Source organism: Kutzneria sp. NPDC051319 (assembly GCF_040682195.1).
Lineage (GTDB): Bacteria > Actinomycetota > Actinomycetes > Mycobacteriales > Pseudonocardiaceae > Kutzneria.
On record NZ_JBFBAM010000038.1, the window covers coordinates 1 to 20560 of the forward strand.

16 protein-coding genes are annotated in these 20560 nt (G+C 71.4%); 6 read left to right on the forward strand and 10 right to left on the reverse strand.

What is annotated here, in order from left to right; all coding sequences use genetic code 11:
• Positions 1 to 63 precede the first annotated feature (63 nt).
• Positions 64 to 1104 (reverse strand): arabinofuranosidase catalytic domain-containing protein, encoded by a 1041-nt coding sequence (locus AB0M73_RS30395; protein ID WP_363897556.1) that lies wholly within the window; start codon positions 1102 to 1104, stop codon positions 64 to 66.
• 461 nt (positions 1105 to 1565) lie between these two features.
• Between AB0M73_RS30395 and AB0M73_RS30400 the strand changes: the two genes are divergently transcribed.
• The gene (locus AB0M73_RS30400; RefSeq protein WP_363897559.1) at positions 1566 to 2573 is read left to right on the forward strand and encodes a LacI family DNA-binding transcriptional regulator; all 1008 of its coding nucleotides are present in this window, start codon (positions 1566 to 1568) and stop codon (positions 2571 to 2573) included.
• 124 nt (positions 2574 to 2697) lie between these two features.
• On the opposite strand, the gene AB0M73_RS30405 is transcribed toward AB0M73_RS30400, so the two are convergent.
• Both AB0M73_RS30405 and AB0M73_RS30410 read right to left on the reverse strand, forming a co-directional pair.
• Positions 2698 to 3021 carry an L-rhamnose mutarotase gene (locus tag AB0M73_RS30405; RefSeq protein WP_363897562.1) on the reverse strand — a complete coding sequence of 108 codons (324 nt, stop codon included), beginning with the start codon at positions 3019 to 3021 and terminating at the stop codon, positions 2698 to 2700.
• A 17-nt stretch (positions 3022 to 3038) separates the two neighbouring features.
• Positions 3039 to 5666, reverse strand: a complete 2628-nt coding sequence (locus AB0M73_RS30410) for a discoidin domain-containing protein (RefSeq protein ID WP_363897565.1) — start codon at positions 5664 to 5666, stop codon at positions 3039 to 3041.
• A 269-nt stretch (positions 5667 to 5935) separates the two neighbouring features.
• Here AB0M73_RS30410 and AB0M73_RS30415 point away from each other — a divergent pair, with 269 nt between their 5' ends.
• From AB0M73_RS30415 to AB0M73_RS30425, 3 genes are all read left to right on the forward strand, one after another.
• Positions 5936 to 7942, forward strand: a complete 2007-nt coding sequence (locus AB0M73_RS30415) for an ATP-binding protein (RefSeq protein WP_363897568.1) — start codon at positions 5936 to 5938, stop codon at positions 7940 to 7942.
• Positions 7943 to 8012: 70 nt separating this feature from the next.
• Positions 8013 to 8786: an SDR family oxidoreductase gene (locus tag AB0M73_RS30420; RefSeq protein ID WP_363897571.1), complete on the forward strand. Its 774-nt coding sequence runs from the start codon at positions 8013 to 8015 to the stop codon at positions 8784 to 8786.
• 93 nt (positions 8787 to 8879) lie between these two features.
• Positions 8880 to 10055, forward strand: a complete 1176-nt coding sequence (locus AB0M73_RS30425) for a glycosyltransferase (RefSeq protein WP_363897573.1) — start codon at positions 8880 to 8882, stop codon at positions 10053 to 10055.
• Between the two features lie 145 nt (positions 10056 to 10200).
• Here AB0M73_RS30425 and AB0M73_RS30430 read toward each other — a convergent pair whose 3' ends face one another.
• The 4 genes from AB0M73_RS30430 to AB0M73_RS30445 form a co-directional block, all read right to left on the reverse strand.
• On the reverse strand, positions 10201 to 11226 hold the full coding sequence (locus AB0M73_RS30430; protein WP_363897576.1) for an MBL fold metallo-hydrolase: 1026 nt from the start codon (positions 11224 to 11226) through the stop codon (positions 10201 to 10203).
• Positions 11227 to 11424: 198 nt separating this feature from the next.
• Positions 11425 to 12951, reverse strand: a complete 1527-nt coding sequence (locus tag AB0M73_RS30435; RefSeq protein ID WP_363897579.1) for an AMP-binding protein — start codon at positions 12949 to 12951, stop codon at positions 11425 to 11427.
• A 4-nt stretch (positions 12952 to 12955) separates the two neighbouring features.
• Positions 12956 to 13921 (reverse strand): phosphotriesterase-related protein, encoded by a 966-nt coding sequence (locus tag AB0M73_RS30440; protein ID WP_363897582.1) that lies wholly within the window; start codon positions 13919 to 13921, stop codon positions 12956 to 12958.
• Positions 13922 to 14021: 100 nt separating this feature from the next.
• The gene (locus AB0M73_RS30445) at positions 14022 to 14657 is read right to left on the reverse strand and encodes a metalloregulator ArsR/SmtB family transcription factor (RefSeq protein WP_363897584.1); all 636 of its coding nucleotides are present in this window, start codon (positions 14655 to 14657) and stop codon (positions 14022 to 14024) included.
• A gap of 47 nt (positions 14658 to 14704) precedes the next feature.
• Here AB0M73_RS30445 and AB0M73_RS30450 point away from each other — a divergent pair, with 47 nt between their 5' ends.
• Both AB0M73_RS30450 and AB0M73_RS30455 read left to right on the forward strand, forming a co-directional pair.
• A complete protein-coding gene (locus AB0M73_RS30450; RefSeq protein WP_363897718.1) occupies positions 14705 to 15922 on the forward strand; it encodes an MFS transporter in 1218 nt (405 codons plus the stop codon).
• A 180-nt stretch (positions 15923 to 16102) separates the two neighbouring features.
• On the forward strand, positions 16103 to 16909 hold the full coding sequence (locus AB0M73_RS30455) for an alpha/beta hydrolase (RefSeq protein WP_363897587.1): 807 nt from the start codon (positions 16103 to 16105) through the stop codon (positions 16907 to 16909).
• On the opposite strand, the gene AB0M73_RS30460 is transcribed toward AB0M73_RS30455, so the two are convergent.
• The 3 genes from AB0M73_RS30460 to AB0M73_RS30470 all read right to left on the reverse strand — a co-directional run bounded on the left by AB0M73_RS30460 (position 16903) and on the right by AB0M73_RS30470 (position 20556).
• Positions 16903 to 19530, reverse strand: coding sequence for an AAA family ATPase (locus AB0M73_RS30460; RefSeq protein WP_363897590.1), 2628 nt, complete (start codon positions 19528 to 19530; stop codon positions 16903 to 16905). The genes AB0M73_RS30455 and AB0M73_RS30460 overlap by 7 nt on opposite strands.
• An 84-nt stretch (positions 19531 to 19614) precedes the next feature.
• Complete coding sequence (locus AB0M73_RS30465; RefSeq protein WP_198046989.1) at positions 19615 to 19770, reverse strand: DUF6131 family protein; 156 nt, start codon at positions 19768 to 19770, stop codon at positions 19615 to 19617.
• Between the two features lie 132 nt (positions 19771 to 19902).
• The gene (locus tag AB0M73_RS30470; RefSeq protein WP_363897593.1) at positions 19903 to 20556 is read right to left on the reverse strand and encodes a DUF1345 domain-containing protein; all 654 of its coding nucleotides are present in this window, start codon (positions 20554 to 20556) and stop codon (positions 19903 to 19905) included.
• Positions 20557 to 20560 lie beyond the last annotated feature (4 nt).

Here is a 20560-nt window from a genome sequence, read left to right on the forward strand (position 1 = left end):
GCCGCGGGAGACCCCGCGGCGGCCGGCCGATCCTGTTCTGTTGTCGGAGATCCGCGCGTTCGGTCAGTGGTACGCGGCGGCGACGATGTTGGCCTGCACCGAGTTCTCGGTGCTGTCGGACGGATATCCGGCGGTCATGACGCCTTCGTAGAAGGTGCCGGCGGAAGCCTTGCTGTTGTCGCCGCCGATGCCGAGGATGATCGCGCCCTCCTTGTGCATCGGGTTGTAGCCCGAGACGTTCGGCCGCTTTCCGCTGTAGAACGTCGACACGCCGCCGGACTGGGCGTTGCCGCCGCGGATGGCCCACTTGTTCGGGCCGCCCTTGACCACGGCGGTCAGGTAGCGGTGGCTCACGCTCGGGTCGTTGGTGTTGACGTGCTGGTTCACGCCGGAGAACAGGCCGTTCTCCAGGTCGGCCATGATCCAGGGGCCGTTGCCGCTGCCGGAGCCCCAGATCTTGTTGTTGCCGAAGTAGATGGCCTCCATGTGGCCGTTGCCGGTGTCGTTGTTGCTCGTCTCGGCGTTGCCGTAGTCGAAGCAGCACCCGCTGTTGAAGTGCGTGCCGTCGAAGATGGCGTACTCGCCCTCGGCCCCGTCGCCGGTGGCGATGCCCGAGGTGTGGTCGTTGCGGTAGCCGGTGCCCGGCGCCACGAACACGCCGTAGGCCTTGTGGCCCTGCACCGTGGTCGGCGCCGCGGTCGCGTTGGCCAGGTTGTCCGGGCCGCCGGCCGCGCCGCCGCCGGGCGCCTGGGTGAGGTTGTTGCCGCGGCCGGACTGGTCGTAGATCACGGTGATGACGCAGCTCGTGTTGGCGCAGAAGGAATCCTGCGCCGCGGCATTGGCCGGGCCGCCGGTCGACAGCACGCCGATGTTCGCCGTGTGGCCGTCGGAACCGCGTCGTACCTGGTAGAGCGATCCGTGGTACGCCGAGTAGAGCGCCCGGGTGGTGCTGTGCGCGGCCACGCACGGCGTGCCGCCGGCCGCGTAGATGTCGCACGGGCCGCTGCCGGCCGCCGCTGCCTCCTGCGCGCCGACCACGCCGACGCCGGCGAGGGCGAGGCAGGTGGCGGCGGTGGCGGCCACCAACCTTTCCGACTTGCGCACGAATGTGCTCCTTCACGGTCGGACGAATGTGAATATGAGCCACGGAAATGGGAAGCCGTCGGAAAGCGGGAAGCGAGATCGAGGCCCTGTCCCTTGTCGACGTAGACTGTTGTTAGCGCTAACACTTGATGTCGGCGGATCCGCGATCGACGACCTCCGGCGAAGGGGGATCGGTGTCCTGTGGCTTGAATCACTATCGACCTTCGGTGGAGTTACGTCAAGGTTTCGGGCTCGCCGGTCTCGTCGACGGCGGATCCATGCTGTTCAAGGGCGGTGTCGCGGCCGGAGGGGCGTCGAGGCGACGGCGGTCACGTCCGATTTCGGCAGTGTGTTCGACACATTCGACGAAGTAGGGTTCTTTCCGATTGTCGACACCGCGAGCGTGTGCTTGTGCGCCGTCCCGGCTCTACTCTACTTTCAGTCCGCATCGGCTGATTCAACGGCGAAGGAGTCGGAACTTGGTGACGATCATCGATGTCGCGAGGGCGGCCGGGGTGGCGCCGAGCACGGTGTCGTACGTCCTGAACGGAAAGCGGCCGATTTCCGCCGACACCCGCCGACAGGTGGAACAGTGCATCCGCCGGCTCGGGTACCGCCCCCTCAATAGGCGGACCGCTACGCCGCGGGTTCGGACCAACGTGCTGGGCTTGCTGGCGCCTGGCGGAAGCATGCCGGCGATGGCGGAGTTCGTGAGCGCGGCGATGACCGCGGCCGGGTCTCGCGAGCAGGACCTGTTGTTGCTCACGCACGATTCCGGCCTGGCCGGCCTGCACCGGGCCATGTCGACAGCGGTCGCCGACGCCCTCATCGTGCTGGACGCGCCGGGCTCCGACCCGATGATGCCGGCGCTGATGGCGCTGGATCGGCCGGTGGTGATGGTCGGGACGCCGGACCGGTCGACGAACCTGGCGTGTGTGGACCTCGACTACGGGGTGGCGGCGAGCCGGGCCGCCGGGCACCTGGTGAGCCTCGGGCATCGGGCCGTCGCGGTGCTGGGTTCGACGCGGGTGCAGGACGCGGGGGCCTGCGGCTATCCGAGGCGGTTCACGAGGGCCTTCCAGGCCGCCGCGGAGAAGCGGGGCCTGCGGGTCCGGCGGCAGCCGTGCGCCTGTTCGCATGAGGCCGTCCGGCACTGTCTGGACGAGCTGTTCGCCGAGGACCCGGCCATCACCGGGCTGGTGGTGGAGAGCGAACTCGTGTTGGCGGCCGTGCTCCAGCACCTGGGCCGACGCGTGCCCGCGGACGTCTCCGTCATCGCCGTGTGCCATGACGACGTCGCCGAGCGCTCCCCGGTCCGCGTCACCTCGGTTCCGGTGCCGGCGGCCCAACTCGGCGGACTCGCCGTCGACATGGCCCTGCGGCAGTTCGACGACGACGAGGTGCCGGCGGTCCGGCTGCTCACCCCCGCGCTGACCATCCGGGAGAGCACGGCGCCCACCCCGGTGACATTGTCAGGTACGTTATGTTAGCGCTAACAAACGATCGATTCGCGCGTATCGGTTGAGGGAGTGCTCGGCAGCGCCGTGGTCCGCCCCCGGAACACGGCGTGAACGGGACCGCGGCCGGGGGCGTCCGGCCGACCCGTGCCGACCGTCAGTCGAGATGGAACACCTCCTCCATCGGCGCCCACCACTCGCCGGCCGCGGCGGTGTCCACCGGTTGCTGGCACGGGTCGGTGAACGTCCACCACCGCTGGGTCTCCGGATCCGCGGCCACCCGCGCCATGTCGGCGGCGTGGTCCTGGCCGACGTACTCGAGATAGCTGAACAGCAGGCCGTCTCGCAGGAAGATCGAGTAGTTCCGGATGTTGGCCCGGGTCAACGTGGTGAGCACGGCCGGCCACACTTCGGCGTGCAGGGCGCGGTACTCGGCCTCCTGTTCGGGACGCAGACGGATGACGGCCGCGTGTCGCCGCATGGGTTATCCCTTCCGGATCAGCGGAACACCTGCACCTCGGCGAGCGCGAGATAGTTGGCGCCCGCCAGTTGCACCAGCACATATCGGCCGGTGGCGGCGGCCGGCAGCCTGGTGGGCCGGCCCATCGTGCCGACCTGGTGACTCGACCACACCCCGGGTAGGGCGGCCTGCTGGGCCGGGGTCAGCGAGTGGTCGAACGGTGTGTCGGACACGAACACCCAGTAGTCGCTGTCGCGGTCGGCGCAGCAGTCGCCGCGGTTCCACAGGTTGACGTCGGCCACGGACTGCGTCGCGCCGAGATCGACCTGCCACCAGGCGTTCTGGTCGTCGCCGGTGTGGGAGACCGAACCGGCGAAGTACGAGCCGTTGGTGTTGCCGTCCACCGCGTTGGCGGCGGGCGCGTCGAACGCGGTGGAGGACTGGGTGGCCGCCTTCCCCTGTGCGATGTCCAGGCTCGGGTCGTAGGTGTAGGCGGCGTCGCTCACCGGACTGGCTCCGGCGGCGGTGCTGACCCGGACGTCGCCGTCGTGGACAGTGCTCGGCAACTCCGCGGTCAGCTGGTTCGGTCCACTGTGGACGACAGAGATCGCGGCCATGCCGTCGATCGTCACGGTGGCGTCGGGCGTGAACCCGCGCCCCGAGATCAGCACCTGGTGGCCGGTGATCGGACTGACCGCCAGCACGGCCGGCGCGGTCGCCGTGGACAGGCGCCGGAACCTCGGTTCGAGACCGGCCGCGGCGAGCTTGGCGTTCGGAATGACACCCGGCCCCGGGTTGAACGGGATGAGCGTGTTGCCGCCGCCGTCACGGAAATCGGTGCCCACGTTGTCGCAGAGGTAGACGTTCAGCGCGCCGACCCGGTACGAGTTCTCGACGACGATGTGGCCGGTGGTCGAGCAGCCGCCGTTGAAATTGCCGCCGTCGGCGTACTGGACGTTGCCGTCCATGGTGATGTAGGCGCCGCCCTCGTCGTTGTAGTTGGCGAAGCTGGTCTGCTTGTTGGCGAAGGTGACGTTGCCCCGGATCGTCAGCCCGTGGTCGAGGCTCTGCCCCTGCGGGCCGTTGGTGTAGATCGGGCCGCCGTCCGACCGCAGGCCCATGACGTCGTAGATCACGTTGTCCGCGATCACGTTGTCGGCCTGGATGTTCGGGTTCGTGTCGGGTGTGGTGGCGTTGGTGTGCCAGCCGGCCCAGCCGAAGCTGATGCCGCTGTAGGGCAGGTCGCCGATCTCGTTGTGGCTGATGGTGGTCCGGCGGGCGTAGCCGCCCCAGACGCCGACCGCCCCGGTGTACTCGACGCCGACCTGGTGGATGTAGTTGTCGCTGATGGTGTTGTCGACCGAGGTCTCGCCCGGGGCCGTCGGCTGCGGATCGTCGGTGGCGCCGAACTCGATGCCGTTCCCGGACACGTCGACGATCTCGTTGCCGGACAACACGTCTTCGCGGGCCCCGTGATACAGGCCGAGGCCGGCCGCGCCGAGGTGGGTGAACGTGTCGCCGATGATCCGGACGTCGCTGGTGCCGACCAGGTCCACCGCGGCCGGCGGGCGGCTCCAGGCGGCGAACGGGCAGCTGCCCGGCGGGGACACGTACTGGCACAGGCCCTGGGTGCGCGCCCCGTTCACGCCCTGGACGTACATGTTTGCCTGCATCTCGGGGAAACCGTTGTCACCACTGGGAGTCAGCCAGGTGGTGTAGGCGAAGGCGATGCCGCTGAACGTGACGTCGCGCAGCGGGTGGGCGGCGGTCGACGAGCTGCTGATCAACTGTTGCAGCACGGGGGCGACGAAGTGCATGGCCGCCGGGTGGTCGCCCGGCCGCGGGTCGTAGTAGACGGTGTGCCGGGTCCGGTCGAGGTACCAGGTGCCGGGGCTCAGCAACTCGTAGGCGTTCTCGATCCTGGTCGGCGTGGCCGACTTGTCCAGCGCCGGGAAGCCGCCCGACGGGTTGTCCCCGTCCGGCGCCGTCGGCGCGCTCGGCAAGTCCATATTGGACCAACACGGCTGCTTCATGGTGATGGTCGTGCCGCTGATGCCGGCGACGTCGCAGCGGGGCTGGGTCCAGGCGCCGTGGCCGCCGTCGAAGACGAACTCGATGTCGCCCGGGTTGCGCCAGGACGCGAGCGTGCCGTCGGCCGCGGTGAAGCCGTCCGTGGTCTGCGTCAGCGACACCGGGCTGGCGCCGGAACTACGCGGGATGCGCCGGCCGTCGGCGTACAGCTGGCGGGTGTTCAGGTCCGTCGGCACGGGGGCGGACCACAGGGCGGAATTGTCCGGGTCCTGCCGCCATCCGGTGATGGCCGTCCCGCCGCTGATCATCGGGTGCGCGCCCGGCGCCGCCGTCCAGGTGACGTCGGAATCGTCGGGGCCGAAGATGAGCGGGGTGCTGAGCTGGTAGGTGCCGGCGGTCAGCAACACGGTGACGTGCCGGCCGAAGGCGGCCCGCCGGGCGGCCGCGCTCTTGGCCTGCACGATCGCGCAGGGCTGCCGTGCCGTGCAGGCCTGGCCCCGTCCGTCGGGAGCCGCGTAGACGACCTGGGTCTCGGTCTGGGCCGGCGCCGTGACCGTCGACGCCGCCGCGAGGCTCACGACACCGATGGCGCCGACGAGCCCGCGTGCTGCTGACTTCAGAAGGTGACGCGCCATGCGCGGCTCCCACCTCTCTGTGGGCTTCCGATGGGCCGGCCCGTGGCGGCGGGACGACGAGAAGATAATTCGTAATACGTTTGCGGTCAAGGCTGGGCGATCGTCACGCTGGCCGGCCGGGTCGACGCCGGTTGACCTGTGCGCACTCGCCCGTGCGTTCACTCGACCATCGGACCGGGTCGGCCGAGCACGTCCGAACAGGCATGAAAGGCGCCTGCCGGTGGGTGTCGCAGCTGCGTCGCAGGGCAACGCTGGATACGTTGCCGCACATGAGTGACCACGGACGCACGATCGGCGACCGGTTGCGGAGGACGCGGGAGCGGGTGTTCGTCGGACGGACCGCCGAACGGGAGATGTTCGCGTCGGCGCTGCGCGGGGACGAATCCTTCGCTGTGCTCTACGTGCACGGCGTTGGTGGGGTCGGCAAGACGGCGTTGCTGCGGGTGCTGGCGGACGACGCGAGGGCGGCGGGGAGGTCCGTGGTCGAGGTCGACCTCCGCACGACCGGGCCGACGCCGCCCGCGTTCGAGGCGGCCGCCGCCGCGGGCGGCGACGGATTGGTGCTGCTGATCGACACGTTCGAGCAGGGGCAGGCGTTGGAGGGATGGCTGCGGACGGGATTGCTGCCCCAGCTGCCGTACGACTCGCTGGTCGTGGTGGCCGGTCGGCTCCCGCCGGACGCGGCGTGGCGGGCCGACCCCGCGTGGCACACGGCCCTGCGGGTGATCGCCCTGCCCGACCTGGGTCCGGGCGAGGCAGACGCGCTGCTGGCCAACCGGGGTGTCCCCGCCACGGCCCGCCCGGAACTGATCGCGTTCGCGGGCGGCCACCCGCTGGCCCTGGCACTGGCCGCCGAGGTCGGCTCCCGAGGCCCCGGTGGACAGCGACCCGGCCACACGGTGGTCGAGGTGCTGCTGGACAGCCTGGTCGGCGACGTGCCGTCGGCGGAGCACCGTCGGGCGCTGGAGGTCTGCGCCCATGTCGAGGTGACGACCGAGGAACTGCTGCGCAGCGCGGTCGGCGAGCGCGCGGCCGAACTGTTCGGCTGGCTGCGGGGGCTGCCGTTCGTGGAGACCGGGGCACACGGGGTGTACCCGCACGACATCGTCCGTGACGCGCTGAGCCGGGACCTGCGCTGGCGCGATCCGGAGGGGTTCGCGTCGCTGCACATCGGGGTCCGCGATCACCTGGTGGGCCGGATCCGCGCCGCGGCCGAGCTGGACGTGGCTGAGGCGACCCGGTCGCTCCTGTTCCTCTACCGCGGCGAGGGCCGCATCGCCGACTACATCACCTGGCAAGGTCGGGGCGAGGTCTACGAGGACGGCTACCGGCCGGCGGACCGGGACACGGTGCTCGCGATGGTGACCGAGCACGAGGGGCCGGACTCCGCCGCCATCGCGGCCTTCTGGCTGGATCGGCAGCCCGGCGGCTGTCACGTTCACCGCCACGCCGAGTCAGGTGCGGTGGTCGGATTCTCCGCATGGCTGCGCCTCACCGGGCCGAAGCCGGACGAGATCTCCGCCGACCCGGTGGCCGCAACGGTGTGGCGGCACGCCGAGGAGCACGGCCCGGTCCGGGACGGCGAGCACATCGCGGTGTCGCGCTTCAACATCGACCCCGCCGCGTACGCCCGGACCTCGCCGGTGGTGGATCACTTCGTGACCCGGGTGATGGCCGAGTGGGTGCGGGCCGAGCGGCTGGCCTGGTCGTTCGTGTCGATCACCGACCCGGAGTTCTGGGCGGCCCAGATGCGCGTGATCGAGCACGAGCGGCTGCAACCCGACCTCGTGATCGACGGCCTGGTCACCGCCCTGCACGGCCACGACTGGCGGGCCGCCCCGCTGGAGCCGTGGCTGCGACGGCACGACGAGGAAGTGCTCACCGGCCGCCGGCCGGCCCGGCACGAGCCCGCGCGGCGAGCCGTCCTGTCCCGGCCGGACTTCGACGCGGCGGTGCGCGCGGCACTGCGTGACCAGGGCCGGGAGGATCTGCTCGACGCCAACCCGCTGTGCGCCGGCCGGCTGACCAGCGACGGGAAGGGCCTGCGGGCGTTGCTGGTCGAGGCCGTGGCCGCCCTGGCCGACGACCGGCGCGGAGCCAAGCGGCACGACGCCGTGCACACCACGTACTTCCTGCGCGTGCCCAACCAGGAGGCGGCGGCCGAACGGCTGGGGTTGCCGTTCAGCACCTACCGTCGGCATCTCACGGCCGGAGTCGCGCTGGTGTGCGAGCGCCTGTGGGATCGCGAACTGAGCAGTGAATGGGCTGGGAAGTGAGCAGGGACCGGCCGCACGATCGGTTCGGCGGCAGCAGTCGCCGGATCCGACCTGTCTGGAGTGACCGTCCATGGCTTCGCGCAAGAACATCGTGATCACCGGCGCCAGTTCCGGCCTGGGCGAGGGGATGGCCCGCGCGTTCGCCGCCAAGGGCCACGACCTCGCGCTGGCCGCCCGCCGCGTCGACCGGCTCGGCACGCTGGCCGCCGAGCTGAAGTCCACGCACGCAAGCACGGTGCTCACCCGGGAACTGGACGTCAACGACCACGAGGCGGTGTTCCGCTCGTTCGCCGAGTTCCGCGCCGAGCTCGGCTCGCTGGACCGGGTCATCGTCAACGCGGGCATCAGCCACGGCAATTCGCTGGGCACCGGCCAGTTCAAGGACAACCGCCGCACACTGGAGACCAACTTGGTCGCCGCGCTCGCCCAGATCGAGGCGGCCATGGAGATCTTCCGCGAGCAGCGGGCAGGCCACCTCGTCGTCGTCGCGTCGCTGGCCGCCGCCCGACCGCAGCCCAGCATCCTCAACGCGTACGGCGCCTCGAAGTCCGGCCTGGTGTCGCTGGCCGAAGGCCTGCGCTACGAGCTGGTGGCCGCTCGCTCGCCGATCAGGGTGACCACGCTGCTGCCCGGCTACATCGCGTCCGAGATCAACGACACGCAGCAGGCCACCCCGCCGATGATGGTCGGGACCGATGTCGGCGTCCGGGCGATGGTCAGGGCCATCGAGTCCGAGACCGGCCGCGCGGTCGTCCCGGCCTTCCCCTACGCCTTCGTCAACGTCGCGGTCCGGCTGATGCCGATCAGGATGCTGGTCAAAACGGTCCGGCCGGCACACCAGTGATCCGACCGGACAGTTCGGTCGTCGCCGCCGATGAAGAGTCCACTGTGGATGCACGGTCCGCCGGCCGGCCGTGCTGTCGATAGGAGAGCGTGCATGCGCGTCCTGCTCACCAGCGATGCGGTCTACTCGCACTTCGCGCCCATGGTCGCCCCGGTGGCCGTCGCACTGCGCGAGGCGGGGCACGAGGTCACGGTGGCGACCGGGGCCGAACTGGCCGCCGAGGTCACCGGCCGTGGACTGCGGCACCTCGTGCTGCCCAGGATGCTGGGTCCGCGGGAGAAGTTCGCCGACCCGGAGCGGGCGCGCCGCTTGGGCCTGACCCCGGAGGCGCTCGCCGGACCGGTCACGGGGGAGTCGTTCGGCCGCCTGTTCGCCGCTGAGACGGCCCTGGCCGCGGCCGAGGACCTGATCGAGGTCGCGTCCGGGTTCGCGCCCCAGCTGGTGATTCGGGAGAACGCCGAGCTCGGCGCGTATCTGTTCGCCGAGAAGATCGGTGTCCCGTGCGTGACCCTGGACACGGCGGCCATGGCCCCGGCCTTGCATGACGACGTGCTGCCGTTCATCAACGGGTCACGCGCGGCGTTCGGCCTGCCGCCGATCACGAGCGGGGCCGCGATGGCCGGCGCCGCGTGGGTCAGTTGGCTGCACCCGTCGTTCTACCCGCCCGAGCAGCTCACCCCGGCGCACCGCCACTACCAGGCCCCGGGCGACGAACCAGATACGCTCGCCGCCGAGTTCGGCGAACTGCCCACGGACCGCCCGCTGGTCCTGGCCGCCCTCGGCACCCACTCCAAGCTGCTCGCACAGGGGGCCGACCCGTTGCCGGAGATCGTCGAGGCCCTCGGCACGCTGCCGGTGACGGCCGTGGTCGCGGTGGGCGATGACGGTCTCGCGCGCTGGGAACGGGCGAGGCCGGCCAACGTGCTGCTGAGCGCCTTCGTCCCGCAGCGCGCGTTGCTGCGCACGGTCGACCTGTTCATAACGCACGCCGGATTCGGCGGTGTCCGCGAGACCCTAGACGCCGCAACGCCCGTGGTCGCCCTGCCCCAGCGGCAGGACCAGCCGGCCAACGCCCGACGGATGGCCGAACTCGGTTTCGGCGTGCGGCTGGACGAGGACGAGATCTCGGCGGCCGCCATCGCGGCCGCCGTGGAGAAGGTCCTCAGCGACCCCGGCTACCGGCACGCGATCCGCGGATTCCGTCGTCGGACCTCGACGCTGCCGACGATGGAGCGCCTGATCGCGGACCTCGAATCGCTGGTCGGCTGAGGCCGCTGACCGTCCGTGTCGACAAGCCTTCCCTTCTCCGCCACGAGCTCCAGCGCCGCCGCCAGCAGCGCCCGCTTGAGGTCGCCGTGGTGACAGGAGCCCGCGGGCTTGGCCCTGGGGGTCGGCATGTCACGGATGTCGGCATTCACGCGATCTCGCGCCACCAGGAGTCCGTGGTCGCCGCGCCGCCGACGAACTCGCCGGGGCGCGGGACGGCCACCCGGACGTCGTGCCGGGCGGCATCGGCCAGCAGCCGCTCGATCGGCTCCGACCACGAGTGCCCTGACAGCGCGAAGGTGCCCCAGTGGACCGGGATCAGCAGGTCCCCGCGCAGGGCGCGGTGCGCGGCGACGGCCTCCTCGGGCGTCATGTGCACGGCCGGCCAGAGCGGGGAGTACGCGCCGATCTGGACCAGCGTCACGTCGAACGGACCGTGCTGCTCGCCGATCTCGCGGTAGCCGTCGAAGTAGCCGGAGTCGCCGGTGTAGAACAGGCGGTGCGCCGCGCCGGCCACGACCCAGCCCGCCCACAGGGTGCCGTTGCTGCCCGGGCGGACCCGCCCGGAGAAGTGCCGCGCGGCCGTCGCGGTCAGCGTGAGGCCGGCGACGGTCACGGACTCGGACCAGTCCACCTCGTCGACACGGTGCGCCGGAATGCGCCAGCGCTCCAGGTGGGCGCCGACGCCCAGCGGCACCACGAACCGGGTTTTCGGCCACAGGGCGGCGATCTTCTTGATCGTCGCGGTGTCGAGGTGGTCGTAGTGGTCGTGGGAGATCACCACGGCGTCCACCGGCGGCAGGTCGGCCAGCCTGATCGGAACGGGATGCAGCCGCTTCGGTCCGACCACTGTGGACGGTGAGACGCGGCGGCTCCACACCGGATCGAACAGCACGGTGGAGCCGTCCAGTTCCACCAGGACGGTCGAGTGCCCGAGCCAGGTCGTCCGCAGGCCGGCGGCCGGCGTCGACAGGTCGGGGCGGACGAGCGGCACCGGTCTGGCCGGTCGGCGTCTTTCGCGGTCGGCAGCGGGGTGCTCCTCCGCCGGGACGGGCCACGCGGGGCCGGGCGGGTTCTGGAAGGCGCCGTCGCGGTAGTTCGGGGAATGCCGCAGGCGGGTCAGGCGGTCCCCGGCGGAACGGCCGCCGAGCGCCGCGGCGCTGATCAAGGTCATGACTCCCCCTCCGGGTGGCACTCCTGCCCGGAATGTGAAGGCCATGAACATTGCTGGGCGAGTGCTGTCTTTGACAGCACAACGACCTGCCACGGCGCGGTGTTCCTCAGCCGGATCCCGTTCGCCCACAGCCGAAGCAGAGCCGTCGCCCGGACGAGTCGACCGGCGCCGCGCCGCTGCGACGAGTCCGTCCCACGGTCATCTGAGCGGTGCGCCCCACTCGGTCTCGACGCGCAGCCGGTCCTTGCGCAGCTTGCCTGCGGCGGTCCTCGGCAGCGGCCCGTCGACGACGCGTATGTACTGGGGCAGTTTGAAGTCGGCCAGCCGGGTGCGGGCGTGGGCCAGCACCGCGTCGACGTCCAACGCCTCGTCCCCGTCGGTCACCAGCAGGGCGCCGACCTTCTCGCCCATCACGTCGTCGGGCACACCGACCACCGCCACCTCGACGACGCCGGGCGCATCGGAGAGCACGTCCTCCACCTCGACGCTCGACACGTTCTCGCCACCACGGTTGATCATGTCCTTGGCCCGGTCGACGATGACGACCCGGCCGGCCGCGTCCACCCGCACGATGTCGCCGGTGCGCAGCCAGCCGTCGACCGTCGCGGCCGCGGTCTCCTGTTGCCGATTCCAGTAGCCCGCCGTGATGTTGGGGCCGCGCGCGAGCAGCTCACCGTGGTTCGGACCGTCCAGCGGATCGATGGCGAGATCGACCACCGGCACCGCGTAGCCGACGGAATCGGCGTGTTCGACGGCGTCGGCGTGGGGGAGGGTGGTGAGCAGCGAAGCCGTCTCCGTCATGCCGTACCCGTTGAACACCTCGGCGGTCGGGAAGGCTCGCTGCACCTGGTGCACCAGCGACGAGGCGATCGGCGCGCCGCCATATCCGACCCAACGCACCGACGTAGTGTCCGCGTCGGCGAGGCCGGGCCGTCGCAACAGGAGCGCGTAGACGGCGGGAACCGTGACCAGGAAGGAGATTCGCTCCTGCTGAAGCACGTCGGTGAGCCGGGCGAGGTCGAGCGCCGGCATGATCACCGCGGTGCCGCCGAGGTAGGCCGCGGCGATCAGCTGGGAGTTGCAGCCGGTGACGTGGAACAGTGGCACCGAGATCAACGTCCGCAGCGCGCCGCCGATGTCCCGGGGCAACCCGACGCAGCGGGCCAGCGTCTCCGCGTTGCTCAGGAACGCGGCGTGCGTGGTCGGCACGCCCTTCGGGACAGCGGTCGTGCCGGAGGTGTAGAACAGCGCGGCGGTGTCTTTTCGGCGTGGGTGCAGGACGAACGGCGTGCCGTCGGGCAGGGGAGTGCCGGCCGACAGGTCGATCGCCACGTCGGCGTCGTTCAGCACCACGTCGGTCTCCGACGGCGTGAGCCTCGTGTTGACCGCGACCGGAACGCCGCCGGCCATGATCGTGCCCCAGAATCCCAGCACCCACTCGATGCCGGCCGGGTAGCGCAGGGCGACGTGGTCGCCGGGGTGCACACCCTGCCCCCGCAGTCCGCCGGCCACCCGTGCGGCGCGGTCGTAGAGCTGGCGGTAGGTCAGCCGCGGGCCGTCGATCTCGACGACGGCCTCCGCGTCGGGCGTCGCCTCCGCGTGCCGTGCGAGCACGGAGACCAGCGACTCGGGGAGGTCGTCGTAGCGGGCCACGCCGTCGGCGTCGCGACTGACTCCGTTGGTGGGGAAGGGATTCGCTGTGGTGCGGGGAAGCTCGATGATCATCGGGTCACGCTTCCGGGCTGAAATAGCGACGTGGGTTGTCGACGAGCATCGTGTTCAGCTGCTCGTCGGTGACACCGGCCGCGCGCAGCGCCGGCAGCACGTCGTCGTGCAGGTGCGTGAAGACCCAGTTCGGCGCGACCTGCTCCCGCACACCCGGGGGCAGCCAGTCGATGTGGCACGAGGCGTCCTGGGCGAGCACCATGCGGTCGGCCAGCCCTTCGGCCGCGAGCTTGGCCACGGTGTCGACGCGCTGGTCGCCGGGCAGGAAGACGTCCAGCCCGAACCGGTCCATGCCGACGTACGAGCCGTTGTCGATCAGCTCGTGCAGGTAGCCGAGGTCCGCGGTGTCGCCGCTGTGGCCGATCACCACCCGGCCGAGGTCGACGCCCTCGCGGCGCAGGACCTCCTGGGCCACCAGGCCGGTCCGGTGGCTCGGGTTGGTGTGCACGGTGATCGGCACACCGGTCCGCTTGTGCGCCTCCGCGACGGCGACCATGACCCGCTCGACGCCCGGCGTGAGCCTCTCCTCGATGGCGCATTTGAGGAACGCCGCCTTGATGGCCGTGCCGGCGATGCCCTCGGTGATGTCCTGGACGAACATGTCGATCATGACGTCGGCGCCGCCGAGCATGGTCCCGGGACCGTGCAGCCGGAAGAAGAACGGCACGTCGTCGTAGGTGTAGAGGCCGGTGGTCGGCACGATGTTCAGGTCGACCTGCGCGTTGACCCGAGCCACCCGCTCGATGTCCCGGCCGAGGCCGAGCACCGTCGGGTCGACGATCGTGTCGACGCCGCGGTGCTTGAGGGCCCGCAGGCGGGCGACCGCGTCCGCGACCCGCTGCTCCTCGTCCCAGAGTTCGGGGTAGTTGCGCCGGATCTCTTCGCTCAGCACGAACACGTGCTCGTGCATGAGCACCGTGCCCAGCGACTCCACCGGCACCTGTCCGCGCACGGTCTGCACCTGCGACATCAGCGGCCTCCTCGACGCTGCGGTCCCCAGCACGGAACCGTAATCGAATCCGAACGCGGAGTGGAGGGCGAAGGCCTTGCAGGCGCCGGCGGGCTGCCAGCTAGGACGCTGGGGTGTGGTCGGGGAGCCAGCCGTTGCGGACGGCGGACTCGAGCAGGGCGGCGCCGAGCGCGCCACCGAGGTGGGGGCGGCGGACGGTGCGGTCGAGGCACTGGGTGGCCAGCGCGCGGCGGCCGGGATTGACGGCGGCGATGTCGATGTCCCAGGCGGCAAGTCCGGCGGCGGCGTCGGGGCCGTAGGCCAGGCGATCGCCGTCGGAGGGCACCAGGGCTCCGCGGGACCGCAGTTCGGCCAGCACGGCGACGGCCCAGGGCCCGGCGGCGTGGTCGTAGCAGGTGCGGAAGGCCGGCACGAGCGGCTCGGGCGTGGGCAGGGGACCGCCGGCGAACTCGGCGAGCGCGTCGAGCAGCGGCCGCAGCCGGTCGTCGCTGATGCGATAGACGGCGTGCCGGCCCTGGCGCTCGATGCTGACCAGGCCGGCGTCGTGCAGGCGTTTGAGGTGATTGGCCAGCCGCGGCTGGGCGATCTGCAGGATGTCGGCCAGCTGGAGGCCGCCGTGCGGGCCCTCGTGGGCCAGTAGCTGCAGCACGGTCAGCCGGATCGGATCGGCCAGCTCACGTGCCGTCTCGACCGCACTGCGCAGCACCGGCTCGTCGGAGCTCACCCAGGACACCATGACGGCAAGCATACTTCATGCAACCGTGATAGGTGTATGTGGTGGGAATGCTCGCCTACCTGAGCCATCAGGTGCCGCCACGGGGCCCGCTGCGCATCATGGCGGCGGGCGTGCTGCTCACGACCGCCGGCGAGGGCGCCTGGTACACGACCTGGGCCATCTACTTCACCCGCGACGCCGGCCTAGGCATCGCGCAGGTCGGCATCGCCCTGTTCGTCGCGGGGGCCGTCGGGTGCCTGACGCCGGGACCGGCCGGCCGGCTGGGTGACCGGATCGGGCACCGCGACGTGCTGGCGGTGCTGTTGGCCGTGAACGGGGTGGCGATGGCCGGCTACACCCTGGTGCACAGCTTCACCGTGCTGCTGGTGACCCGCGTCGTGGAGACGGCGGCGAGCCAAGCGGCCAGCGGCCTGAAAACTGCCTATGTCGCCGATCTCGTGCCGGCGGACGACCGGACGGTCGAACTGGCGCGGCAGCGGACGGCCAGCCACGTCGGCTACGCCATCGGCGCCGCCGGGGGAGCCCTGTGCCTGACGATCAACACCCACACGGCTTTCCTCGTGGTGATCCTGGTGAACGCGGCGACGTCACTGGTGTACGCGGCGATCGTGCACCGGCTGCCGGCCAACGGGGCGCTGCGATCCGCCAGCGGGCACGAGTCGAGGCAGGGCCACGGTGTGACCCTCCGGTTCGTCGCGGTGGTGGCGGCCACGGCGGTGCTGTGTCTGTGCTGGGGCATGGTCTCCACCGGCCTGCCACTGTGGCTCAGCGACCACACCCGGTTGTCGACCGGCCTGGCCGGCGTGGTGGTCGCGGTGAACTCGATCGGCGTCGCCGCGTTGCAGGTGCCCGCCGGGCGGCTGACGACGTCGGTCAGGGCAGCTCGCCGGGCCGTGGGCATCTCCGGGGCGAGTCTGGCCGTGGCGTGCGTCCTGTTCGCCACGACGCTGGACGGCGGCGGCTACCGGGCGGTCGGGGTGATCCTGCTCGCGGCGCTGTTCCACCTGGTCGGCGAGGTGCTCTACATCTCGGCGGCGTGGACGATCACGCTGCACCTGACGCCGCCCGGCCGCACCGGCACGTACCAGGGCGTCGCGGCGGCCGCGCAGTCCGTGGTGCAGATGGTCAGCCCGGGCCTGATCGGCATCCTGATCACCGGCCTGGCCTCGACCGGTTGGCTCGTCCTGGCCGCGGTGCTGGTGGCGGCGGCCGTGACGAGCATGTGCCTGGTGCCCGCCCGCGCCCGGGCCGAGGCGAAGGTCTGATCTCACCGCGCACAGTCGCCTCCTACGTTCGCGTGAGGAGAAGGTGCGCCACCGACCGCACCGGGCGAGGAGACGGGGTCGCGAGCTCCCGTCTTCGGGCGATCCGGGGCACGGCCCACACCGGTTGACTCGGGGCAGCGGCCGGTGATCGGCCGACAGGCTCTGGTGAGGAAGCGAATCGTGAAGAACAGGTGGAAGTACTCGGCCGCGGTGGTGGCCGGGTTGATCGCGGTGTCGGGTGGCGCGGTGGCGGCGAGCGCGCAAGCCCAGCCGGCGGCGGTGTCGCACGGAACGAAGCCGACGATCGTGCTGGTGTACGGCGCCTTCGAGGACGGCTCGGCGTGGAACGGCGTCACGGCGCGGTTGCAGCGGGCCGGCTACCGGGTGATCGTGCCGGCGGTGCCACTGCGGGGCGTGCAGAGCGACGTGGCCTACCTCAACAGCCTGCTCAAGACGGTGGACGGGCCGCTGGTGCTGGCCGGCCACTCCTACGGCGGCATGCTGATCACGCAGATCGCGGCCGAGAACCCCGCCGTGAAGGCGCTGGTCTACACCGCCGCGTTCATCCCGGTGGCGGGGGAGAGCGCCGGGCAGCTGGACAACCAGTTCCCGGGCACGCTGATCGGGCCGGACACGCTGCAGACCGTCAGCTACCCGGGCGGCACCGACCTGTACGTGAAGCCGGACGCCTTCCACGAGGCGTTCGCCGGCGACCGGAGCGCAGCGGACGCCGCGGTCGCGGCCGCGACGCAGCGACCGGCCGACGGGGCGGTCTTCAGCGACACGGTGACCGCGGGCGCGCCGACCGACATTCCGAAGTACGCCATCGTGGCCAGCCAGGACCGGGCCATTCCGCCGGTGGCCGAGCAGTGGGAGGCCAAGCGGGCCGGCGCGACCATCGTCACCCTGCGGTCGGCGCACGACGTGCCGACCTCACACCCGGTCGAGGTCGCCGACCTCATCACCCGCGCGGCCCGCGGTCACTGACGCTGGTCGGTGATCAGCAGTCGGGTCAGCTGAACCCGTGAGTTCACGCCCAGCTTGGTGAACACCGCCCGCAGGTGCGTGTTGACGGTGCTCGGGGACACCGTCAACACCTCCGCCGCGGACTTGTTGGTGTGACCGTCCGCGACCAGTTCGGCGACCCTGCGCTCGGTGGCGGTGAGGGCGTCCCAGCCGGTGTCGGCCTTCGGCGGGACATGTGGCCAGCGTCGCCGTCGGACACCGGCGGCGTGCAGAAGTCGTTGCACACGTAGCGCATCGGCATCGGCGCCCAGTTCCGCGTACAGATCCCGGGTCTCGTCGAGCAGCGCGACGCCGGTGTCGCGATGGCCGCCGGACAACTCGGCTCGCCCGAGTTCCTGGAGCGCCAAGGCCAGCAGGAGCGGCCGGTGGGCCGTCCGCAGCGTGTCGACGGCCGGCGCGAGATCGCGCCGGGCGATCATGGCGGCACCGGCGATGCCGGCTGATGAGGGGTTGTCCTGGGCCAGATCGGCCAGGGATCTGGTTGCTGCGTCCCGGATCCGCGGCTCCTGAGCCGCCATGGCGAGCAGGTGGTCACGCCAGGGCGGATTCTCAACGTGAATGGCGTCCAGCAGCTCGTCGCCGGCCCCCGGCTCGGCCAGTAGCGCCGTCACGACGCGCATCGGATGGTCGGCGGTCAGCTGCCGGGCCGTCGCCGCGTCGCCGCGCAGCAAGGCGAGGATGGCTCGAATATGCCACAGCTGGTGGCCCGGGCTGCTCTCACCGAGCTCCGTGGATCGCTGCGCCGCGGCCTCGGCGGCCCGCGTCGCCCGCTCGACCTGCCCCAAGCCCAGCGCGAGCTGAGCGGCCAACAACTCGATCTGTGGTGCGTACCAAGAGCTTCGTGGCATCGTGCGCACGGCTTCGAGCTCGGCCAGCGCCCGCTGTGGATCGACGGCGTGCCCCAGGGCGAGCAACTCCCGCAGCGCCAACACGACGCCGTCCGGACAGCCGACGGCGTCTCCCGCCGACTCCGCCGAGGCCCGCGCCGCGCGATACGTCTCGGCCGCCCCGCCGAAAACACCGGCCCGGTCCAGATTCTCGGCCGCCGCCGCCAACTGCACCGCCCTCGCCACCGGATCCTCGGCGTCCTCGGTGCTGGAATCCCCGGCCAGCGAACGATAAGCCCGCAGTCGAGTCCGCAATGCCGGCGAGGCGGGCGAATCCTCGGTCCACAGCAGCAGATCGTCACGTCGGTCGTTCGCCCACAGCCATGGGGCCAGGGTGAGCCGCACGGTCGCCGCGATGTCCGCGTCCACGGTCCCGCGGAGCAGCTCCGCGGCGAAGGTCAACGCCTCGTCGAACTGGTGGGCGGCAACGAGAACGGTGACGACGTCCCGGCCGACCTCGGCCCGCATCGCGTCGTTCGCGTCCACGAGCTCGAAGGCCTGCTTGATGAAGGCCACGGAGGTGACGGCCATCGAACCGACGATGTCGAGGGCGGCGTCGCGAAGCACCCGCACCGCACGGAGATCGCCCACCTGCGCCGTCGCCAGCACGTGCGGCGCCGCGTCGGCGGCGGTACGACCGCTGGACAGGAAATGCTCGACGACACGGTCGTGCAACGCGCGCCGTGCCGACGGCGGCACGTCCTGATAGAGGGCCTGGCGCAACAGGTCGTGACGGAAGGCCACGGCGTTGCCGTCGTCGGTGAGCAGACCGGCGTCCATGGCTTCCACCAACGGGTCGGTCAGCTCCGCGATCGGAACGGCCGACAGTGTCGCCACATCGTGCAAGCTGAACCGCATCCCGAGCACGACGCCGACCCGCAGCAGGGCGCGCGCCGGTGCGGAGAGTCCGCCGACCCGGCGGCGCACGCCCTCGACGAGGCCGGCCGGCAGGTCTTCGTCGGCCCGCGCGCCCGTCTCCACCAGGCCTTCGACGATGTGCACGGCCAGGAACGGGAGCCCACCGGTGTCGCGCAGGCGCCGGCCGAGGTGGTCCGACGGACGCCCGCCGAGCCGGTCGCCGGCCAGCTCCAACACCGCGTCCGTCGTCAGCGGCGGCAGGGCTATCCGGTGCACCGGGACCGTTCGACGGGCGGCGGTCGCGGCTTGGTCGGCGGGGCCGCCGGGGGTGGGGCGGCCGGCGAGCAGCCAGGCGATCGGCCGATCGGCCAGCCTGGCGGTGACGACGCGGAGCATGAACACGCTCAGCGGATCCGCCCACTGAACGTCGTCCAGCAGCACCAGGACCGGCTCGGTGTCAGTGCGCCGGGCCAGCAGTTCGCAGAGCCGTTCGGCCAGCCACAGGGGTTGGTCGAGCAGCGGCGCCAGGCCGGTGAAGTCCGCCGAGCCCACCAGCGGCGCGCGTCCGGCGCGCAGGGCGGTGCCCAGGGACGCCAGCGGCGCCACGTTGTCCTGTTCTGTCGCGGTTCCCTGGCCCACCGCGAAGCCGAGCCGGCGGGCCTGCTCGGCGACTTCCGCGGCGAACGAGGTCTTGCCGATGCCCGGCTCGCCTTCCACGACCAGCACGGTGGCGATTCCGGTGCGTGCGGCGCGAATCGCCCGCAGGGCGATGTCCAGTTCGGACATGCGCCCGCGCAGCGGATACGAGCGGGACCGGCTCCCGGTCGGGTCTGACACAGCCGCCATAGTGGCACGCCGGAGCGGCCGGCTTCGCGTGCTCCGGCGTGCTCCGGCGGGTCGGTGTCAGCCCCGAGCGAGCTGTCAGAACCAGTGCGCGCGCCCGCCCACCTTGCGGCCGGTGCCGCCGAGGATGGCCAGGATGGCGCCGACCACCAGCAGGATGATGCCGATGGTCCAGAGGACGGGGATGCTGAGCAGGAAACCCACGACGAGCAGGATGACGCCTAATGTGATCACTGTTGAACTCCTTCTCGGCGGCGGCGCAGGTCCTGCGGGATTCGGCAGGGCCGTCGGTACGTGGTGGGGGTGGCCACTGGGAGGTCTGTCCAAACGGGCCGGACGGAGCAATTCTGCCGGCGCGGCGCGGTCTCATTTGCCGAGGCCGGCGACGAGGTTGATCATGGCGGCGATGATGCCGACGCCGAACAGGTAGGACAGCAGCGCGTGCCGCAGGGCGGTGGCGCGCACTGGGCTGGACCTGAGGATGGTGTCGGAGACCTGGAAGGTCATGCCGATGGTGAAGGCGAGATAGGCGAAGTCGGTGTAGCGCGGCGGGGTGGGGTCGTTGAAGTCGATGCCGTGGGGGTTGGCGCCGTAGTAGAGCTTGGCGTAGCGCGTGGTGAATATCGTGTGCACGCTGGTCCAGGAGACCACGACGCTGACCAGGCTGACGGCGGCCTGAGCGGCCTGGCCGCCGACGTCGGAGGCGTCGGAGGTCAACACCAGGCCGACGGCGATCAGGCTGGCGACGGCGGCGATCAGGACGGTGGTGTCGGCGGCGGGCCGGCCGGCGTCCTCCTGGTTGGCGTGGCTGGCTGTGCGGGCGGAGCCCATCGGCCAGATGGTGATCCACATCCAGGTGACGAACACCGCCCCGGCGACGATCCAGCCGGCCAGCAGCGCGGCCTGCCACGTGGCGAACACCGCGACCAGGATCGCGATCGGCACGCCGGCGGCGAGGCAGACGAACAGCCTCAGCCGGGCCGAGGTCCCGTGTGCCTGGTGCGTGTCCGGCTGTGGCATCCGC

Coding starts and splice junctions, on each gene's coding strand:
- AB0M73_RS30450 (WP_363897718.1), top strand. CDS start 14,705: ATGCTCGCCTACCTGAGCCATCAGGTGCCGCCACGGGGCCCGCTGCGC.
- AB0M73_RS30435 (WP_363897579.1), bottom strand. CDS start 12,951: ATGATCATCGAGCTTCCCCGCACCACAGCGAATCCCTTCCCCACCAAC.
- AB0M73_RS30430 (WP_363897576.1), bottom strand. CDS start 11,226: ATGACCTTGATCAGCGCCGCGGCGCTCGGCGGCCGTTCCGCCGGGGAC.
- AB0M73_RS30470 (WP_363897593.1), bottom strand. CDS start 20,556: ATGCCACAGCCGGACACGCACCAGGCACACGGGACCTCGGCCCGGCTG.
- AB0M73_RS30420 (WP_363897571.1), top strand. CDS start 8,013: ATGGCTTCGCGCAAGAACATCGTGATCACCGGCGCCAGTTCCGGCCTG.
- AB0M73_RS30405 (WP_363897562.1), bottom strand. CDS start 3,021: ATGCGGCGACACGCGGCCGTCATCCGTCTGCGTCCCGAACAGGAGGCC.
- AB0M73_RS30440 (WP_363897582.1), bottom strand. CDS start 13,921: ATGTCGCAGGTGCAGACCGTGCGCGGACAGGTGCCGGTGGAGTCGCTG.
- AB0M73_RS30445 (WP_363897584.1), bottom strand. CDS start 14,657: ATGGTGTCCTGGGTGAGCTCCGACGAGCCGGTGCTGCGCAGTGCGGTC.
- AB0M73_RS30415 (WP_363897568.1), top strand. CDS start 5,936: ATGAGTGACCACGGACGCACGATCGGCGACCGGTTGCGGAGGACGCGG.
- AB0M73_RS30410 (WP_363897565.1), bottom strand. CDS start 5,666: ATGGCGCGTCACCTTCTGAAGTCAGCAGCACGCGGGCTCGTCGGCGCC.
- AB0M73_RS30425 (WP_363897573.1), top strand. CDS start 8,880: ATGCGCGTCCTGCTCACCAGCGATGCGGTCTACTCGCACTTCGCGCCC.